The organism is Photobacterium sp. BZF1 (assembly GCF_014349205.1).
Classification (GTDB): Bacteria; Pseudomonadota; Gammaproteobacteria; order Enterobacterales; family Vibrionaceae; genus Photobacterium.
This window is the reverse complement of record NZ_JACSOF010000139.1, coordinates 1-17,468: the sequence shown is the minus strand read 5'-3', so window position 1 is coordinate 17,468 and position 17,468 is coordinate 1. Positions and strand designations below refer to the sequence as shown.

General features: G+C 45.1%; 15 protein-coding genes. 1 reads left to right on the top strand and 14 read right to left on the bottom strand.

From position 1 onward, the window contains the following. Positions 1-297 precede the first annotated feature (297 nt). From BIZ37_RS23830 to BIZ37_RS23815, 4 genes are all read right to left on the bottom strand, one after another. Positions 298-1,236: a class I SAM-dependent methyltransferase gene (locus tag BIZ37_RS23830; protein ID WP_187463625.1), complete on the bottom strand. Its 939-nt coding sequence runs from the start codon at positions 1,234-1,236 to the stop codon at positions 298-300. An 80-nt stretch (positions 1,237-1,316) separates the two neighbouring features. After that, the gene (locus tag BIZ37_RS23825; RefSeq protein ID WP_107299169.1) at positions 1,317-1,526 is read right to left on the bottom strand and encodes a hypothetical protein; all 210 of its coding nucleotides are present in this window, start codon (positions 1,524-1,526) and stop codon (positions 1,317-1,319) included. 206 nt (positions 1,527-1,732) lie between these two features. Further along, positions 1,733-2,467: a TIGR01621 family pseudouridine synthase gene (locus tag BIZ37_RS23820; protein WP_187463624.1), complete on the bottom strand. Its 735-nt coding sequence runs from the start codon at positions 2,465-2,467 to the stop codon at positions 1,733-1,735. A 175-nt stretch (positions 2,468-2,642) separates the two neighbouring features. Further along, entirely contained in the window at positions 2,643-4,076 is a 1,434-nt protein-coding gene (locus BIZ37_RS23815) for a sodium-dependent transporter (RefSeq protein ID WP_107299167.1), read from the bottom strand. 378 nt (positions 4,077-4,454) lie between these two features. On the opposite strand from BIZ37_RS23815, the gene cls reads away from it, so the two are divergent. Further along, positions 4,455-5,912 carry a cardiolipin synthase gene (gene cls, locus BIZ37_RS23810; RefSeq protein ID WP_187463623.1) on the top strand — a complete coding sequence of 486 codons (1,458 nt, stop codon included), beginning with the start codon at positions 4,455-4,457 and terminating at the stop codon, positions 5,910-5,912. 324 nt (positions 5,913-6,236) lie between these two features. Here the strand turns inward: cls and BIZ37_RS23805 are convergent, their stop codons facing one another. The 10 genes from BIZ37_RS23805 to BIZ37_RS23760 all read right to left on the bottom strand — a co-directional run bounded on the left by BIZ37_RS23805 (position 6,237) and on the right by BIZ37_RS23760 (position 17,297). Further along, on the bottom strand, positions 6,237-7,829 hold the full coding sequence (locus tag BIZ37_RS23805) for an FGGY-family carbohydrate kinase (RefSeq protein ID WP_187463622.1): 1,593 nt from the start codon (positions 7,827-7,829) through the stop codon (positions 6,237-6,239). A 24-nt stretch (positions 7,830-7,853) separates the two neighbouring features. After that, positions 7,854-8,822, bottom strand: a complete 969-nt coding sequence (locus BIZ37_RS23800) for a ribokinase (RefSeq protein WP_187463621.1) — start codon at positions 8,820-8,822, stop codon at positions 7,854-7,856. 25 nt (positions 8,823-8,847) lie between these two features. Beyond that, entirely contained in the window at positions 8,848-9,519 is a 672-nt protein-coding gene (alsE, locus tag BIZ37_RS23795) for a D-allulose 6-phosphate 3-epimerase (RefSeq protein ID WP_222939799.1), read from the bottom strand. Positions 9,520-9,533: 14 nt separating this feature from the next. Beyond that, the gene (locus BIZ37_RS23790; protein ID WP_187463620.1) at positions 9,534-10,568 is read right to left on the bottom strand and encodes an ABC transporter permease; all 1,035 of its coding nucleotides are present in this window, start codon (positions 10,566-10,568) and stop codon (positions 9,534-9,536) included. Between the two features lie 14 nt (positions 10,569-10,582). Next, positions 10,583-11,572 (bottom strand): ABC transporter permease, encoded by a 990-nt coding sequence (locus tag BIZ37_RS23785; RefSeq protein WP_187463619.1) that lies wholly within the window; start codon positions 11,570-11,572, stop codon positions 10,583-10,585. Further along, on the bottom strand, positions 11,565-13,082 hold the full coding sequence (locus BIZ37_RS23780) for a sugar ABC transporter ATP-binding protein (RefSeq protein ID WP_187463618.1): 1,518 nt from the start codon (positions 13,080-13,082) through the stop codon (positions 11,565-11,567). The genes BIZ37_RS23785 and BIZ37_RS23780 overlap by 8 nt, the downstream gene beginning before the upstream one ends. A gap of 63 nt (positions 13,083-13,145) precedes the next feature. Then, a complete protein-coding gene (locus BIZ37_RS23775; protein WP_187463617.1) occupies positions 13,146-14,129 on the bottom strand; it encodes a substrate-binding domain-containing protein in 984 nt (327 codons plus the stop codon). A gap of 45 nt (positions 14,130-14,174) precedes the next feature. After that, positions 14,175-14,984, bottom strand: a complete 810-nt coding sequence (locus tag BIZ37_RS23770; protein ID WP_187463616.1) for a DeoR/GlpR family DNA-binding transcription regulator — start codon at positions 14,982-14,984, stop codon at positions 14,175-14,177. A 492-nt stretch (positions 14,985-15,476) separates the two neighbouring features. Further along, positions 15,477-16,322, bottom strand: coding sequence for a nitrilase-related carbon-nitrogen hydrolase (locus tag BIZ37_RS23765; protein ID WP_187463615.1), 846 nt, complete (start codon positions 16,320-16,322; stop codon positions 15,477-15,479). A gap of 72 nt (positions 16,323-16,394) precedes the next feature. Further along, positions 16,395-17,297 (bottom strand): glycine betaine ABC transporter substrate-binding protein, encoded by a 903-nt coding sequence (locus tag BIZ37_RS23760; RefSeq protein WP_187463614.1) that lies wholly within the window; start codon positions 17,295-17,297, stop codon positions 16,395-16,397. Between the last annotated feature and the right edge of the window lie 171 nt (positions 17,298-17,468).

The following is a 17,468-nucleotide window of genomic DNA, read 5'->3' as shown; positions in this document are numbered from 1 at the left end:
ATAGGCGATAGGCGATAGGCGATAGGCGATAGGCGATAGGCGATAGGCGATAGGCGATAGGCGATAGGCGAATCAGATTGTTTGAAAGAGCTTAACCATGTCAAGATCCTGGCCTTGCTTTAGCTGTTTTCTTTTACCCTCGCCCCTGGCCAAGCGCCAATGGCCCTACTGTTATTTTCTTCCTTAACCTCTAGCCACTGGCCGCTTTTCCTATAGCCTGCTTATTCCCCTAGCCCCTAGCCAAGCTATTCAAATAAAAAAACCGCCAAAAGGCGGTTTTTTAAGGAAAAGCAATATTTATCCACGCTCGAACAGCAGCACTTTCAGCCCGCCTTCCGGATCGATATCTTTGAACTCCGGCGGGTTTTCCAAACGATACTGGTAGGTAAGCTCCGGTGCTTCGGTAGCCATTCCCTCAATCAAGAAAGATGATGACACACCAGGGTCATTTACGCAGGCCAGTACCTGTCCGTTCTCGGTCAACAATTCCGGCAGGCGACGGAGGATTTTCTGATAATCCTTGGTTAGGGCAAAACTGCCTTTCTGGAACGATGGCGGATCGATAATAATCAGATCATAAGGGCCAAGCTTGCGGACCTTGCCCCATGACTTGAACAACTCATGGCCAAGGAAGCTAACCTTCGATAGGTCGTGCTTATTCAGGTGGTGGTTGTCCCGGCCACGGCTCAACGCCGCTTTGGCCATATCCAGATTCACCACATGCTCTGCTCCACCGGCAATCGCAGCAACAGAGAAACCACAGGTGTATGCGAACAGGTTCAATACGCGTTTGCCTTCGGCATGGCGCATCACCCAATCGCGGCCATAACGCATATCAAGGAATAAGCCGTTGTTCTGCTTGCGGCCAAGATCCAGCTTGAATGTAAGGCCATTTTCGACCACATCCTGATACTCGCGGCTCTCGCCCCACAACACTTCCATTGGTGAACCTTGGCGGTCACGATGCTGGAGAAGTAGCGATTTAGCGCCTGATTGCTGCCACGCCGGCGTATCAGTCAAGTTCTCTAGCAAGCGGTGCAGTTGCGTCAGAAATTCCTCTGACGGCTCTTTGAAGAGTGAAACCAGCACTTGGCCACTCAGCCAGTCGACAGTCAACTGTTCAAGTCCCGGCCAGCAACGGCCACGGCCATGGAATAACCGGCGCACTTCACTTGGCGGTGTCGCCAATTCTGCCAATAGGTGTTGCTCAAGGTTTACTAATGCACTCGATTCCATAGTTCTACTGCGTTGGGGAATTCAGGGGCGGTAGTATAGCAAACCCACCAAGTGCAAACACAATTGGAGCAAAGATATTATTAGGCAACGAGCTTGAGGTTTTCTTGATCGGGTTGACGGCAACTGGCAAGGTGAACATATTCTGCCTGAAGGCGGACTTGACGTTGGCGGCGGGTACGGTTTTTGACGAGTTTACGTTGTCGACGAAATGACGCCAGCCCCCAGAAACGTGATTGGTTCTTCTTTTTCTTCAATCGCATACGAAGCGATACGGAGCGGGTAAGGCGCATAATATGTCTCGGTCTAGGTAAATCCTAGACCGATATTATAGGTGAAACTAATCTGTAATGTAATTTGCCAGTGGTCAAAATAGCAGCAGTTGGTCGCAAGTTAACAATGAAAAATACGCGGCTTACACAATTTTTTATCATTAAGCCCTATTTATCTACATAACTTCGGAAAGAACTGGTTAATCTACAACCAATCGCAAGCAATGCTACTTTTTACCGGAAACTTTTTCTTTTGAGCCCTTTCCTCTGGCGGCTTTCTCTTTCGACAATGTAGGCCATGCCAACTCCCATGGCGCTGACCACTCTTCAGTAAGAACCTTCTGCGTCTCATCAATCAACCACAGTTCACCTTGCTGCGGAGGACAAATAAACTGCCACTGTTGATCAGCGTACGGAAAGCGCAATGCATAAGCATGAAGGTAACCACGGTCAGCCTTTTCATTACCATAGATATCGTCACCGCTGATCCCCGAACCAACACTGCGAAGTGCCACCCTGATCTGGTGGGTTTTCCCAGTATGCGGCTTACACAAAAACAAGCGCCGGCCATTGCCTGCGGCAGTCGAAAAGAATTGCGTCACTGCTGGGTTGTCCCGGGTGGTCTCCAGCTTCCAACTGCTACGGCGGGAACGGGTCATATCGCCGATCACCACACCTTGTTTCTTCTTTGGTTTCTTGGTGCCGATTGCCAAATAATATTTCTCTACTTCACGCTCGGCAAAACACAAAGAAAGCGCCGATGCCGCCTCACGGTTTCGGCCCAGCAACAGCAGTCCAGAGGTCATCTTGTCCAAACGGTGGATAAGGTAAAGCTGCTCGTCCCCACTCTGCTTAGCGACTTCCTGCAGTAGCATCACATCACCATCATCTTTGTGGACAGACACCCCAGGGTGTTTGTTGATGATGAGGAAATCCGGATGGGTGTGGAGAATATCGAACATAGTGACGGGCTCTTGGCTGAAGGCTCTGGCAAATAAAGAGAGCGAAGTATACCGCTTATAGGGAGTATTTCCACATGGCCTTTACTGGCACCTGATCGCAATCAACACGATCAAAAAAGCGGGAGCCCGAGAGCTCCCGCTTTGCTACGTCAAATTAAGTGACAGTGCTTTCTGATTACAGCTTCTTGGAAATCAGGGCACCGATGCCGATGATGGCAAGACCCATCACCATGATTTCACCTTTGCCGCTGTCAAAGCCAGCTTTCACACCTGCGATTGCTACGATAGCGATAGCAAATGGGATCACGTACTTAACTAGGTTGTACCATAGGCCGAATAGTGGGAACTTGATTTCACCGTCGTTGGTGATTTCTTTTTCAAGTTCACTACGGCTCAAGCGCCAGCCTGCGAAGATACATACCAACATACCGCCAACCGCTAGGAAGATCTTGTCTGTTAGTAGGTCGAAGATATCAAACGCACCCGTTTCGAACAGTGTTGGGCCAAGGCCGCCAAGCGATAGCGATGCGAATACACACAGGAACGCCATCAGGGCACTTGCCGAGAACACAGCTGTTGAACGCTTCATACCTTTCTCATCGATTAGGTATGACACAACCACTTCAAGTAGGGATACAGAAGAAGTCAATGCTGCAACACTTAGGCCGATGAAGAACAGTAGCGCAAGCAATAGACCAACGATGCCACCCATTTCAGCAAATAGCTGAGGTACAACAACGAAGATCAAACCTGGACCTGCTGCTGGCTCCATACTGAATGCGAACATTGCAGGGAACATAGCCACACCCGCAAGGATTGCAACAGCAGTATCCATCGCCGTTACCATTGCTGTGGTTTGTACTAGGTTCTCTTTCTTCTTCAGGTAACTACCGTATGTGATCATACAGCCCATACCCAAGCTGAGTGAGAAGAATGCCTGACCAAGCGCAGCCAGCACTACTGTGCTGTCGACTTTAGAGAAGTCTGGCTTGAACAGGAACTCAAGACCTGCTGTTGCACCTGGAAGGCTCAGGCCTTTTACTGCTACCAAGATAAGGATGGCAAACAGTAGAGGCATAAGGATCTTACCGGCTTTCTCGATACCGCCAGAAATACCCTTGATCACCACCAGAATGTTGAATACCAGGTATAGGCCCATCCAGAATAGCGGCTGGATAGGGTTTGAGATAAAGCCACCGAAGCTGTCACCAATGGCTTCTGGTGTGCTTAGTAGACCTGTCGCAATTTTATAGATGTATGCAATTGCCCAGCCACCAACGACCGGGTAGAAGCCCATGATAAGCAGGCCGCTGACGACACCGATAACACCGACGAATGTCCAACGGCGATCAGTAGACTTGAAAGCACCTACAGCGGAAAGGCCAGTTTTACGACCCACGGCAAATTCAGTCAGCATGACGCTGAAACCGATAACGATCACGAACAATAGGTAAATAGCTACGAAAGCACCACCACCACTCTCACCAGCTGTGTATGGGAACTTCCAGATGTTACCAAGACCTACTGCGGATCCTGCCGCGGCCATAACGAAGCCTAATTTAGAACCCCAGCTATCGCGGGGTTGTGTGGTTGTATTACTAGTAGCCACGTTCTCTCCAAGGTTTTGTTGTGTTTGCTAGAGTTTGCTAGTAATAGGCGCCGAAAATATGTTGTGTAAACTTGTGTGCAAACTTATTTGTACACTTATAAGGATGTAATTGACGCTCTATATATGGCAAGTAAAACAGGTTGCGATTAGAATGTGAAGCCCGCGCTTGTAAATTTTGATCATTTACTGCTTTTTAACATCAATTCTTTGCGTTTTGCTTATATTTTGCACTAACCCCATGTGCAAATTTTACATTCCTCCTACAAATCAGTCATTTCCTCTTATCAAACATAGCACATAAAACTAAGTAAATTTCGCTGGTATTCCTCAAGTTTCAATGCAAAATAGAGTAATACGTCCAACTCATAACAAATACGAATGGAACAGTTCTATCAAGTTCTTGTCTGGGCTAGCGTCTTCTTCTACTGGTTGATGATCGCAGCCGTCACTATGCGCATTGTGTTCAAGCGCAGGGTGGTTGGTGTCTCTCTTGCCTGGCTCATGATCATCTTTATCATCCCTATCGGTGGGGTGATTGCTTACCTGTTGTTTGGCGAACTCAACCTAGGGAAAAAACGTGCCCAACGTGCGAAAGTCATGTTCGAGCCTTTTGGCGACTGGTTCCAGCGCCTAAATGATTGCCCGGGCCACCAGCCCGAACTGATGAGCGAGCATGCCCGCCCTATCAGCGACTTGTGCGAAAACCGGCTTGGTATTCCGGCCCTAAGCGGCAATACCCTCTCACTGCAAGATTCTCCGCAAACTATCCTCCGCTCCCTGATCGATGATATCCACCTGGCTGAAGCCTCGGTTGATATGGAATTTTATATCTGGCATCCAGGCGGGCTGGCCGATGAAGTTGCAACTGCGCTCATCATGGCAGCCAAGCGCGGGGTAAAGGTAAAAGTGTTGCTCGATGCAGCTGGCAGCATGCGTTTCTTCCGGTCCCATTGGCCGAAACTCATGCGCCACTCAGGCATTGAAATTGTCGAGGCGCTATCGGTCACGCCGTTCAGGATGTTCCTGCGCCGGATGGACTTGCGTCAGCACCGTAAAATTGTCGTTATTGATGAGAAAATTGGCTACACAGGCTCGATGAACCTGGTTGATCCCGCCTTTTTCAAAACCGATGCGGGTGTCGGCCAGTGGATAGACGTTATGGTGCGGGTAACTGGTCCTTCGGTTGCGGTGCTTAACGGTATCCAGGCCTGGGACTGGGAAGTAGAAACCGGCGACCGCTATCTGCCACAGTTACCAGAGTGCACCTTGCCAAGCTCGGTCGAGGCAACCGATATGATCCAGGTGATCCCATCGGGCCCGGGGATGCCAGATGAAATCATCCATCAGGCACTGCTGCTTAGTATCTACCAAGCCAAAGAGAGTGTGGTGATCACCACCCCGTACTTTGTGCCCAGCGAGAACCTGCTGCATGCAATGAAGGGGGCTGCCCATCGAGGCGTAACCGTAGATATCATCATTCCGGATAAGAATGACTCTATTATGGTGGAATGGGCGAGCCGCTCATTCTTCTCGGAGCTCTTGGCTGCAGGTGTTCGCATCCACCGCTTCCATGGCGGTTTGCTGCATACCAAATCCGTGGTGATAGACAAGACCCACTGCTTGATTGGTACGGTTAACTTGGATATGCGCAGCCTGTGGCTCAACTTCGAGGTGACATTGGCAGTGGACAATGCCGAGTTCACCCAGCAGCTAAACTGGCTACAGAAAGAGTATATGAATGATTCCAGCCTGGTTGACAGGAACAAGTGGGAGCAAAGGCATATCAGCAACAAGCTGATTGAACAGTTCTTCTATATGTTCAGCCCGTTGTTGTAAATGGGATATACATGTAAGCCCCAAATGCCCTAGCATCTTTGCTGGGGCCCATTCAAATTAGTTACTCAAGACTTAAATACCATTTCATACTTCATCACACCTTGAGGTGATTCAGCAGTAACACTATTAAGCTGTATATAATGGAGGCGATTATCCTTTTAAAAGTGAGTATTCCATCACCTCAGAATAAGTAAAAACCAGAATAGTACATTATTTAAGCTCTGATTAAAAATAGCCTCAGCATATTTGCTGAGGCTTATATTGAAAGTGAAGTTTGCAATGATAAAAAGACTATAAACTTAGGCTATAACTCTGCACTTCATTCTACTTCAGACCCTTTTCCATCATTGCTTTGTATTTGATTTGATCTTTATACATACATCGGTAAACACTATACTTCGCATCATGGAAGCCTCTCCGTTGGTGATTAGGAGTTACCGTTAATGATTGCTGAACCATTGCTGTAATTGCAGTTCCAATATTTGTATAATATTCACTTGCAACGGCAGCCATAATTGCAGAACCGAGTAATACCGCTTCAGGCTCTGAGTTAAGATATACAGGTAAACCCGTTGCGTCTGATAACTCACGCATCCATAAAGTATTTTTCGTTGCTCCACCGCACATATGAATTTCTGTAATTTGATGCCCTTCAGTTTCTAACACTTCAATAATATGCCGTGCACCATAAGTAATGGATTGAATTGTCGCCAAGTATTGAACAGCCAAAGTCTGCAAGTCACTATTCAATGTGAGGCCTGTGACCATACCTGTAAGCGTCGCGTCCCCTATGGGTGAACGGTTACCATGGTGATAATCCAACACGTGGGTGTCAATCGTACAGTTTGGGTTTAGTAATTCAACCTCAGCCACTAACTCGTTAAGGAGGTCAAATTTTGAACATTGTCTCTTTATCGCCAACAACTCCAACTCTTCAGCCGCTTTACTATTTTCAATGACGAAGTCCACTAATGCCCCTGAGGCACTCTGCCCTCCCTCGAGCAACCAAGCGTTAGGAAGCATCGCATCCCAATAAGGACCCCATATCCCCTCCACAAAACGTTTCTGTGTAGCTGAAGCCATAAAACAAGTCGAAGTGCCAGAAATCACAGCTATTGAATGGTCGGAATTCTTACCTATTGTTGCAAGCCCTCCGGCATGGGCATCGATAATCCCGACTGCGACAACGGTTTTATCTGATAAACCCAATTGATTTGCGGTGTCTTTCTGTAACTCGCCTGCAGCTTGTCCAATAGAGCGGATCTCACCAGATATTTTGTCTATGGAAGTAGGCTCACCTAACCCCAACTGTTCTAGGAATCCTTCTCCCCATCTATTATCTTCAACAAGGTAATTCCACTTGCACCCCATAGTACAACTGCTTCTAATGAGCTGTCCTGTGGACTTAAATACCAAAAAATCAGCCAGGTCGAGGAGATACTTTACCTTATCAAACTGAGCAGGCAAATTGTTCTTCAGCCATAGAATTTTAGGTATTTCCATTTCAAGGCTGACTTCACCGCCAACGTATTTCAAACACTCATGATCAAGACCGTTGATGTATGATGCTTCTCCTTGGGCACGATGATCCATCCACATAATAATGTTCTGTTCATCTTCTAATGTAGGTGAAATTGAAACCGGATTTGCATTGGCATCCAATGCAACTAAGGAACACGTCGCATCAAAACCAATACCAATAATTTCATCTTTAGGAAGCAAGCTTTGCTCAACGGCCTGACTTACGCAATAACAAACTGCCGACCAGATATCATCAGAACTTTGTTCAACGAAGTTTGGCATTGGCCGATATTGACTAATTGTTTTGACAGCATGTGAAATAGAACGACCTTCACTATCAAAAACAGCGGCTCTTACACTACCAGACCCAACATCAACCCCAACAAAATAACTCATCTATATCCCCTAACCGACCGTGACTTATTCAGCCATTTCGTACTGAAGGTGCATCTGATTATGTGCCTCCAGCTTTTCTAGTGCTGCGGATTTAGCAGGCATGGCAATTGCTGTCCCATGATTTTCTACCGCACAAGCAGCATAAGCACCGGCATACATCGCGGCATCATATAATGATTTACCTTCTGCCAAGGCAGCAACTAATGAACCATTAAACGCATCGCCAGCCCCCGTTGTATCGATAGCATTGGCAGGGAATCGAGGAATATGCATTACCCTGTTATTTTCTAAAAGAAGCGCCCCCATACTACCCAATGTTACAATAACGGATTCAACACCAAATTCATGTAAAGTTTTTGCAGCTTTAGACGCTGAATCAACATCAACGACATCAATCCCGGTTAATAAGGTCGCTTCTGTTGCATTTGGGGTAATTAAGTTTATCTTGGCGAACAGACCCCGCGGAACGTTCTGGTAAGGGGCTGGGTTGACGACAGTATAAACACCAGAAAGGTACGCGCTACTGATCAAAGAATCCAAGGCATCAATATTATTCTCTAATTGAGTCAATAATATATCACTTGCTTTTACCACAGGGAGACATCGGTTAACCTCTTGCTCAGTAACATCAAGGTTAGCCCCAGGGTTTACAGCAATCATGTTCTCCGCATTCCCCTCTGCCACATAGATAAGAGCAAGACCTGTTGATTTAGTCTCTGAAATAAATAAAGTATGAACGTCAATGTTTACCTCTTTCAGGTAATTTTTAGCAATCTTTCCATAATCATCGTCGCCCACCTTACCAATAAAGTGTACTCGAGCACCGGAATAAGAAGCTGCAACAGCCTGATTAATCCCTTTCCCCCCCGGCCCTGTAGCACTATCTTTCGCTATCAATGATTCTCCAGGAACTGGAAAGCGTGGAACATTTGCAACCACATCAACATTGTAGGAACCAAATACACAAATACGTTTTGCTCTTTGTTGGCTCATAAGTAACTTCCTTATAATCAATACATTATGCGCTAGCTTTAAGCTGCTGCCCCATCACATCCCATGCTTGAGTGAGGTCATTGTTTAGTCCAAATAGTCCGGTTGAGCCCATGACCAAAACTTCAGCTCCTGAAGAGAGTAAATCATTGTACGTATTTTGGTTACAGGAGCCATCAACTTCAATTAAATAGTTATATTTGTTTGTGAGCTTCCAGTCTTTTAACGTGCTGATTTTTTGCAGTGTTTCAGGAATAAATGGCTGACCAGCGAAGCCTGGATCCACTGTCATTACCGTAATTTTATCCAAACTACTAACATAATGTTGAATTGTCTCTACGGGTGTCGCTGGATTAATAACGACGCCAACCTTACAACCCAATGATTTAATTTTGTTTATTATTCTAAACGCTTTTGAATTAATGGTTTCAGCATGGATTGATATATAATCAGCTCCACTTTCAGCTAGCTCATCAATATATTGCTCTGGTTTTTCAACCATCAAATGAACATCAATTGGTAACGTTGCAAATGGTTTGATTTGCTTTACGAAGTACGGTGATAACGTAATATTTGGTACATAGTGACCATCCATAATGTCAACGTGATAGAAATCTGCAAGAGGGTTGAGAAAAGCAAGTTGTTCCTCGAGTTTCATCAAGTTCATACACATTAGTGATGGTGCAATTTTAATATCCATAATAGAGCCCTTTATTATCCTTGTGTAATAGTCTGTGATGTATTTTCAGGCTTAAATTTTTGTTTGATTTTGGGGCCATACTTGGCTTTGGCGAAACGGTAAATCAATACCGATAACAAAGCTATCCCCCACATGGCTAAACTAAAGTGTTGGCTTACGCCCATTAAGTTAAGACCGGTTGAAATCACTTGGAGGGTGACCAGAGCTAACACCACATCAAACACTTTACCAAAACCTCCAAAGGGGTCTGTTCCTCCTAAAATTACAGCAAGTACTGTCAACAACAGATAGGACTCACCATAACCCATTCGAGCGGAATTAAATCTAGCCATCATAACAAGACCAGCTAAGACACAAAGAAGATTACTGATTATATAGATGTACATTGTCACTTTGTGTGTATTTATTCCACTAAAGTACGTCGCATTTATATTACTTCCGTACATATAGACGTATTTTCCATAGTGTGTTCTTTCAAGAAATAAATAGAGCGCTGCCGCTGCGGCCAAAAACAAAAGTAACGAGACTGGGACTCCGAATATCGAACTATGTCCGATAAACAATATTGTTGATGGCATATTACTTATTGCAGCTCCATGAGTAAGCCAAATACCCAAACCGTTCACTGTTGTCATCACTGCAAGCGTTACAAGTATCGGGTGAATGCCAATTTTCGACACGAAAAATCCTGTCAGAGCACCGATAGCAATAGCTATCATAAAGGCCCCTGCTAACGCGATGACCAACCAAACAAGTTGAAGGGCAACACCTGAGTCTGATGGCATCAGGTTGACAAACAACCACGCCATGAAAATCGCGGTGATATTAGATGTTGCGATAATGGCAAGATTAAGGCCACCGCTGAGGATAGCAATAAACATCCCTAGCGTAAGTAAGCCAAGCTCAGGAAGTTGGTACGCCATACTACTGAAAGTGACTGTAGTCAAAAATTGACCGGGAATCATTATTGAAAAGATGGCAAAGACCATGACAAGAAGCCCAATCAGACTAATTGTCGTCTCACTCAATTTATTCACACTTAATTTCATTCGATTAGACTCCCTTAGCTAAAACCAACATTGGTTTCACGTCGCTTGCCGTAATGGGTAATTGTTATTGCTGCAATAATGACTAAGCCAACAGCGACATCAGAAAAGTAATTTGATACGCCAATAATATTGAGCCCGTTGTTCAACATCCCGACAAGGAAAACACCAAGGAGCGTACCCCAGACGGTACCTTTACCACCGGACAAGCTTGCCCCGCCAAGTACGACAGCAGCTAATACGTTTAACTCACTTCCTACTAGTGCATTTGGTACGACTTCCCCCATACGGTATACTTGCACTAACCCACCTACCGCGGCCATTGCACCGCAGAAACCATAGGCTAGTAGATGGATGCTTCCAACTTTAATACCGATTCGTCGTGCTGACTCCATATCCCCGCCAGCAGCATAAATCTTTCTACCTAGTGACGTTTTTGAAAGAATGAACCACGTTGTTACAGCCAACACGATCAATACTGCTAAAGGTAAGCCAACAATATACTCCTGTCCGCCAATACTAAATGGCAAGACTCGGTAAAACTCAAATATCCAATCTGGTAGGTCGTAGAGGCTACGGCCATTTGTCGACCACATAAGCAGACCAAATAGCACCGACTGCATACTAATAGTCACGATTATTGATATGATTTTGAAGTAGTAAACTAGAACCGCATTAATTACACCAAACCCTATCCCTAATAACACACAGAAGAAGATAGCAACGCTGGCACTATCAATACCTAAAGACATCATAAAAGTGGCAATCATATATTGTGTGACAGATGCCACTGCAGCAAAAGAAATATCAATGCCTCCTGTAATAAGGACGACAAATAAACCTAATGCAAAAATACCTGTTACAGAATAGCTTTCAGCTAAGTCAAGAAAATTTCTTATCGTCAAGAAATTTTCACTTTGTACGGAGAAGAAAAAAATCAGGGAAACAATAACAATGACTAACCATCCTTCAACCGATTTTGGTGCAAATCTTGATAAATTAGGCATTTATTTTCTCCTGCAATTCTTGAGCATCAATTTCAGTAGTTCGATAGCAATCAACAATTTGCCCCTTATCAAAATGAAGCACAGTATCGCAGTTGTAATACACTTCCGGCACTTCATCCGAGATCAAAATGACAGCGACGTTCTGTTCTGACAATTTAGAAATTAACTCATAAATACTGTCTTTTGCCCCAACATCAACCCCGACCGTTGGCGAATCCAAAATAAGTACTTTAGGTTGGGTCAAGATCCATTTAGCGAGCACTACTTTTTGCTGATTACCACCCGAGAGTGAAGATATTGGTAATGATGGATCAGCAACCTTAACACCGAGGTCATTGATCCAGCGTTCAATAGTTGTTCGCCATTTTTCATCATCAATAAAACCAGCTTTGGTTTTTAGCTTATCCATTACAGAAAGCACTGTGTTCTCATTTACGGACTGCTCTAGTACTAGACCAAGGGTAAGCCTATCTTCAGACACATATCCAACACCATTCTTGATAGCATCCTGATGGTCCCTAAACTGGGTTCTTTTACCTTCAATATAAATAGAGCCCTTTTCAGGTTTTGTAATACCAAACAGAGATAAAGCTAACTCGGTACGCCCAGACCCTAACAGGCCACACAAGCCAAGTACTTGTCCTTGCTTCAGTGAAAAATTGATGTTTTCGTATTGCCCCTTCCTACTTAGGCCTTCCAATCGAAGTACTTCTGGTGTGTCATCACTCACATTAGAATGACGGATGGCATGCTTAATCCTAAGCCCTGTCATGAGCTCAACTAGCCTTTCCGATGTCATGTCAGTTGCATCATAAGCTCCCACCATAATGCCATCTTTAATAACAGCAACCCTGTCACTCACTTCCATAACCTCATCGAGTTTATGGCTGACAAAAACGACAGCAATCCCCTTTGCCTTGAGTTTATTAACTGTGAGCAATAACTGATTGACCTCAGTGCGAGTTAATGATGCTGTAGGCTCATCCATAATGACCAACTTGGCATCTGAAACTAAAGCACGGCAAATAGCAACTTGTTGACGTTGGGCTATCGGCAGATTCTCTACCATATCATCGAGATCTAAAGAGAAATTAAATTCATCTATTATCTTTCTAGCAGTTTTATTTATTAATTTTTTATCAACTAGAGAAAAATTGGAATCAAGATGTATAGAGAAAGCAATATTCTCTCCAATAGATAAGTTAGGAAACAATGATAGATCCTGGTATATAACTTGTATTCCTAATTCTCTAGCTTTATTTGGTGTGATATTTTTAATTTGACTTCCATCTATTTCAATAATTGAACCATCATCCGGTTCATGAACACCACAAATAACTTTAATAAGAGTACTTTTACCCGAACCATTGGTACCGGCAAGACACAGCACTTCTCCATAATTCAATTGAAAGTCGACATTATCTAACGCTTTATGGCCACTAAAACTTTTCGTTAGGCTTTTTACGTTAATAAAGTGACCACCAATGCGTTCTTTCAACATTGCTGACATATATATAACCTGAACTTTGAGTTATTAATCCGCCACAATTAATATGGCGGATATGCAGGAAGATTACAGACCTAGCTTCACAAGACGAGGGATATTTTCTTTATCAAGTGGCTCTAACTTGTCACCATACAAGTTATTATTTGAAATCTTAATTGGACCTAAACCTTCTATTATCATGCCATCTTCAAAGCTATCGCCACTGACAGTCATTTCAGCGACTCGAACAAACACTTCACCAGCAGTCATCGGGTTCCAGATAAACCCACCTTTGAGGTTGCCATTATTAACAAGACGTTGACCCTGGCTAGCACTAAACGGCCCTAACACGCAGGCTTGATCTTTTTTACCCTGGCGCTGTACAACACGTGCCGCCCCAATAGGACCTTGGGAACCAAATCCAATGATGCCTTTCATATCTGGGTGCTTACTAAATAGATCATTCGTTGTACGCATTGAATCGTCTACCGATTCAGCAACACCAAATACATCAGCCACCATTTCCATTTCTGGGTAATTTGCTTCAAGGTAATCTATCGTCGCAGTTGACCAAGCCATATGCAGTGGAACCGTTAAGCCACCAACATAAATGGCATATTTACCCTCTCCATCCATACATTGAGCTAGCTCTTTAGCGTAAGTTTCACCATAGATCTTGGCGTCAGCAAGCTCAAAATTCCAATCAGCAAAGTTTTGGTCTGGAGACTCATGAACAATAACTTTTATACCTTGCTCTTGAGCTTTTTTCAGTACGGGTTCAAGTACCGTTGGATCATTGGGAACAACACCGATGACATCAACCCGCTGAGCAATCAAATCTTCAATCGCCCTTACCTGTAGCGCTGGATCAGCAGCTGTTGGCCCAATCATCCAAGCGTCAATTCCACGTTTTTCTGCTTCAGATTTAATTCCCTCTTCCATCGCAGTGAACCAAGGGATGCCGCCAATTTTAACTACGACCCCCATCCTCAATGTATCTGCAGTCGCAGCGCTCGATGCAATAGCAATGGTTGAGGCAATGAGTGTAGATGTAAGTTTGTTCAGCTTCATTTGTAGGTCCCTTTATAGTTATTGGCGGCTATAACGCTATCCTGTTTAATCCACCATAGTTACATTGTTCCACGCTAACTCCTGGAGAAATTCATAATCCGGAGTAAAGCCAAGAACAGCATGATCAATTTTGTTAAAACCGACGGTGCAATATTCTCCTTCCGCCAGGTACTTTGATTCGTCTGCAAGTAAAAACACTTCCTTGCTTATACTTATCATTGCTCTTTTTATTTCAGATGTGGCCATTGAGTTATCTTTAAGACCATCTTCAAGGCTAAGGCTGTCACAGGAGAGAAACAGTTTATCTGCTTTAAATTCAGAAAGTGACACCTCTACTAATCGCCCCATAAATGCACCATGTTCTGGCTGGTACTCCCCCCCCAAACACACAGTTTTAATTGAGCTTTTACAGGCCAGCACCTGAACGATCTCGAGAGAGTTCGTCAGCACTGTCATCTCAACGTCTGGCAACTGCCTAGCTAAAAACCACGATGTTGAACCGCCATCAAGTACAATGAGGTCATGCTTTCTAATAAATGAAAGACACCGTTTTGCCAAAGACATTTTCTGCTTTACATTTTTGTTCTTCTTATCACTAAATAACGGGGCTTCAACTTCTGGGTTTGCTAAGCTTTTAGAGTCGGAATGCATTGACCCATTATTGGATAACACCCTATTAATAAAAATTGCTCCACCGTATGTACGCGAAAGAACTCTACGTTCAACCAACACATTGATGTCTCGCCTGGCTGTTTCTTTTGAAACAGCAAACTCTGATACCAACTCAGCTACAGTAACCGAGCCTTTTTGCTCCGCTAGTTTTGCTACACGCTCAATTCGGACCTGCTGAAGCATTCGTGTCCTCCCTCTATTTCCATATACTAGTGATGTGAAGATTTTTTGTATGAGTAGCCAATCAAATTTAAATTCACTTAGAGCAAATGCGATACAGTCTGTGACGTACTCAACCATATTGATAAATCTAGCGATATACTTTCACAGAATTTTATTTGGAGGCTGCCTTTATTAGTGTTTTTGTGAGGTCGTGCGTGGTTGTTTGTGGAAATCGGGCATAGTGACACATGACTGATGTTGACTGATGTTGACTGTTACGTTGTTAAATTCAGTAAGATTTCATAACAATAATGGTATAGCGAACTTAATCACCAAAAATAGCAACTAGTTATCCCTTCAATTAAATGAAGAGCACACAACAATACGAAGAAACACTTATTTATGCTGCATGGTTTTTTGAAGATCCCCCTCTCCCGCTGGTGTAGGTTACCAAATGCTATAAACTGAAACTTCGGGCACAAAAAAAGGCCATTACGGCCTTTTTTGATTTATTTACTTCCCTACCCGCTTAGCAAGCAAATCCAATACCAAACGGCTGTCCGCATCGCGGATAGTCGGTAGCTGGAATCGCGCCTCACGGGTATCTTTAAGTGATACTTTGGCGCTAATCAAAGCTTCTTCGCCACCCGCTTCTGCCAGACAATTACCGAACGCATCCAGAATACGGGAACCACCCCAGAAACGGCTATTACCTTCAAGGGCACAGCTGTTTGCCATCAGCACCGGCACGCCATAGGTCATCGAAATAAAATCTGTGTTGGTTTTCCAGCCCTGTGGGTTGGAGAACTCGTCAGAGACAATATCGGCTGCCGAGTTGACCGGTGCCAACATCAAGGCGGGTTTGTCCAACATCGCAAGATGCGGAAGTGCCGGGTTCCATAAATCTGCACAGATCAGCGTATGCATAGGCCAGCCAGCAATTGGTTCACACGGCTCAAGGCCCTGACCTTTGCTGTACCATTTTGCTTCTTCCAAACCGCCGTAGTTCGGCAGGTTCAGCTTACGGTGGACATGAACGAGTTTGCCTTTGGTCACCATCGCCTGCGCATTATAGAACTCACCGGCGTGCGCTTCTTCGATAAAGCCTGCGCTGACTACCATGTCACCTGCTGCCGTAGCCAACTTCTCGAGCAACGGGTGGCTGACCGCCATAGCCACATCCAGCGTCTTTTCACGCAAGCTGTAGCCGGTTAGCGAAAGCTCCGGGAACAGCAACACCTCAATGCCCTGCTCGCGCGCGAGTTCGATATAGTGAAGGTGCTTTTGCAGGTTAGCCTCAACTTCGCCCAATACAGGGGCGATCTGGGCAATACCAACATGTAGTACTTGTTTTGTCATGATAAAACCTTAAAAGGCCAGCTGACGCTGGCCTTTGAATTAGATAAAGCGCTTGATTACTGTATCGGGTAATTACAGCAGGCTGTTTTGCTCAAGGAACTCACGGGACACACGTTCGATAGAAAGTCCATCGACGTCTACCAAGGCATTCAGGGTAGACATGGTCTCGTCATTCATCAGCGCAGACAGTTTGTTAAGCTGCTCAGCCAGTTCCGGGTTGGCATCCAGTGCGTCGGTACGAACAACCGGTGTCAGGGCGTAGTTCGGGAAGTGCTGGCGGTCATCTTTAAGGACATAGAAATCAAATGCCTTCACACGGCCATCAGTGGCAAACACCATGGTGACATCCACCACTTCCTGAGCCAGAGCCTGATATACCAAGCCCGAGTTCATCTTGCGCAGGTTACGGCGCGGCATATCGAACTCATAGGCTTCGAGCAGCGACTTCAAGCCATCCGGACGGGCCGAAAACTCAACGTTACTTGCCATCTGGGCATCTTTGCCGTCTTCAGACTGGAGCCATTCCATCATGTCGGTGATCGACTCAATGCCCTTCTCTTTGGCAAAGTCTTTGCGCATTGCCAAGGCATAGGTATTGTTCGCCTGCGATGGGTTCAGCCAGATCAGGCCAACCTTTTCATCCAGGGCTTTAACACGCTGGTAGGTCTCAACAGGGTTCAGCTTCTCAACCACTTTGTTGAAAGTCACAAGGCCAGTACCGGTGTACTCCCAGTAAAGGTCAATCTGGCCGTTAAGCTGTGCAGTACGCAGTACCGTCGAACCCATGCCATCGCGCTGGTCGACATCATAGCCAAGGCCTGCAAGGTACTGTGCTGTCATCGAGGACATGATCAGCTGCTCGGTGTAACCCTTACCACCAACGACCAATTTGCCAGCCGCCTGCACTGAAGCAGCGCTAAGCATTACCGAGATCGCAGTGGTCACAGCAGCCATTAAAGAGATTATGCGTTTCATCTTTGTATTACTCCGTGCCATTACTTACGGTTAGGGTTTACACCCTTGCTCACAATCAGGAAGGTCACAACACCCAGTACCATATCCATAATCAAAGCCAAGACAGCTGTCGGGATAGCACCCGCTAGCATCATCGGCGTGTCATAAAGATCGATACCGGCGAAGATCAGC

Bases quoted from the DNA above. Each gene is read 5' to 3' on its own strand.
- BIZ37_RS23765 (WP_187463615.1), bottom strand. From the start codon at position 16,322: ATGACAAAACAAGTACTACATGTTGGTATTGCCCAGATCGCCCCTGTA.
- BIZ37_RS23790 (WP_187463620.1), bottom strand. From the start codon at position 10,568: ATGAAATTAAGTGTGAATAAATTGAGTGAGACGACAATTAGTCTGATT.
- BIZ37_RS23805 (WP_187463622.1), bottom strand. From the start codon at position 7,829: ATGAGTTATTTTGTTGGGGTTGATGTTGGGTCTGGTAGTGTAAGAGCC.
- alsE (WP_222939799.1), bottom strand. From the start codon at position 9,519: ATGGATATTAAAATTGCACCATCACTAATGTGTATGAACTTGATGAAA.
- BIZ37_RS23785 (WP_187463619.1), bottom strand. From the start codon at position 11,572: ATGCCTAATTTATCAAGATTTGCACCAAAATCGGTTGAAGGATGGTTA.
- BIZ37_RS23775 (WP_187463617.1), bottom strand. From the start codon at position 14,129: ATGAAGCTGAACAAACTTACATCTACACTCATTGCCTCAACCATTGCT.
- BIZ37_RS23780 (WP_187463618.1), bottom strand. From the start codon at position 13,082: ATGTCAGCAATGTTGAAAGAACGCATTGGTGGTCACTTTATTAACGTA.
- BIZ37_RS23820 (WP_187463624.1), bottom strand. From the start codon at position 2,467: ATGTTCGATATTCTCCACACCCATCCGGATTTCCTCATCATCAACAAA.
- BIZ37_RS23770 (WP_187463616.1), bottom strand. From the start codon at position 14,984: ATGCTTCAGCAGGTCCGAATTGAGCGTGTAGCAAAACTAGCGGAGCAA.
- cls (WP_187463623.1), top strand. From the start codon at position 4,455: ATGGAACAGTTCTATCAAGTTCTTGTCTGGGCTAGCGTCTTCTTCTAC.
- BIZ37_RS23830 (WP_187463625.1), bottom strand. From the start codon at position 1,236: ATGGAATCGAGTGCATTAGTAAACCTTGAGCAACACCTATTGGCAGAA.
- BIZ37_RS23825 (WP_107299169.1), bottom strand. From the start codon at position 1,526: ATGCGCCTTACCCGCTCCGTATCGCTTCGTATGCGATTGAAGAAAAAG.
- BIZ37_RS23800 (WP_187463621.1), bottom strand. From the start codon at position 8,822: ATGAGCCAACAAAGAGCAAAACGTATTTGTGTATTTGGTTCCTACAAT.
- BIZ37_RS23760 (WP_187463614.1), bottom strand. From the start codon at position 17,297: ATGAAACGCATAATCTCTTTAATGGCTGCTGTGACCACTGCGATCTCG.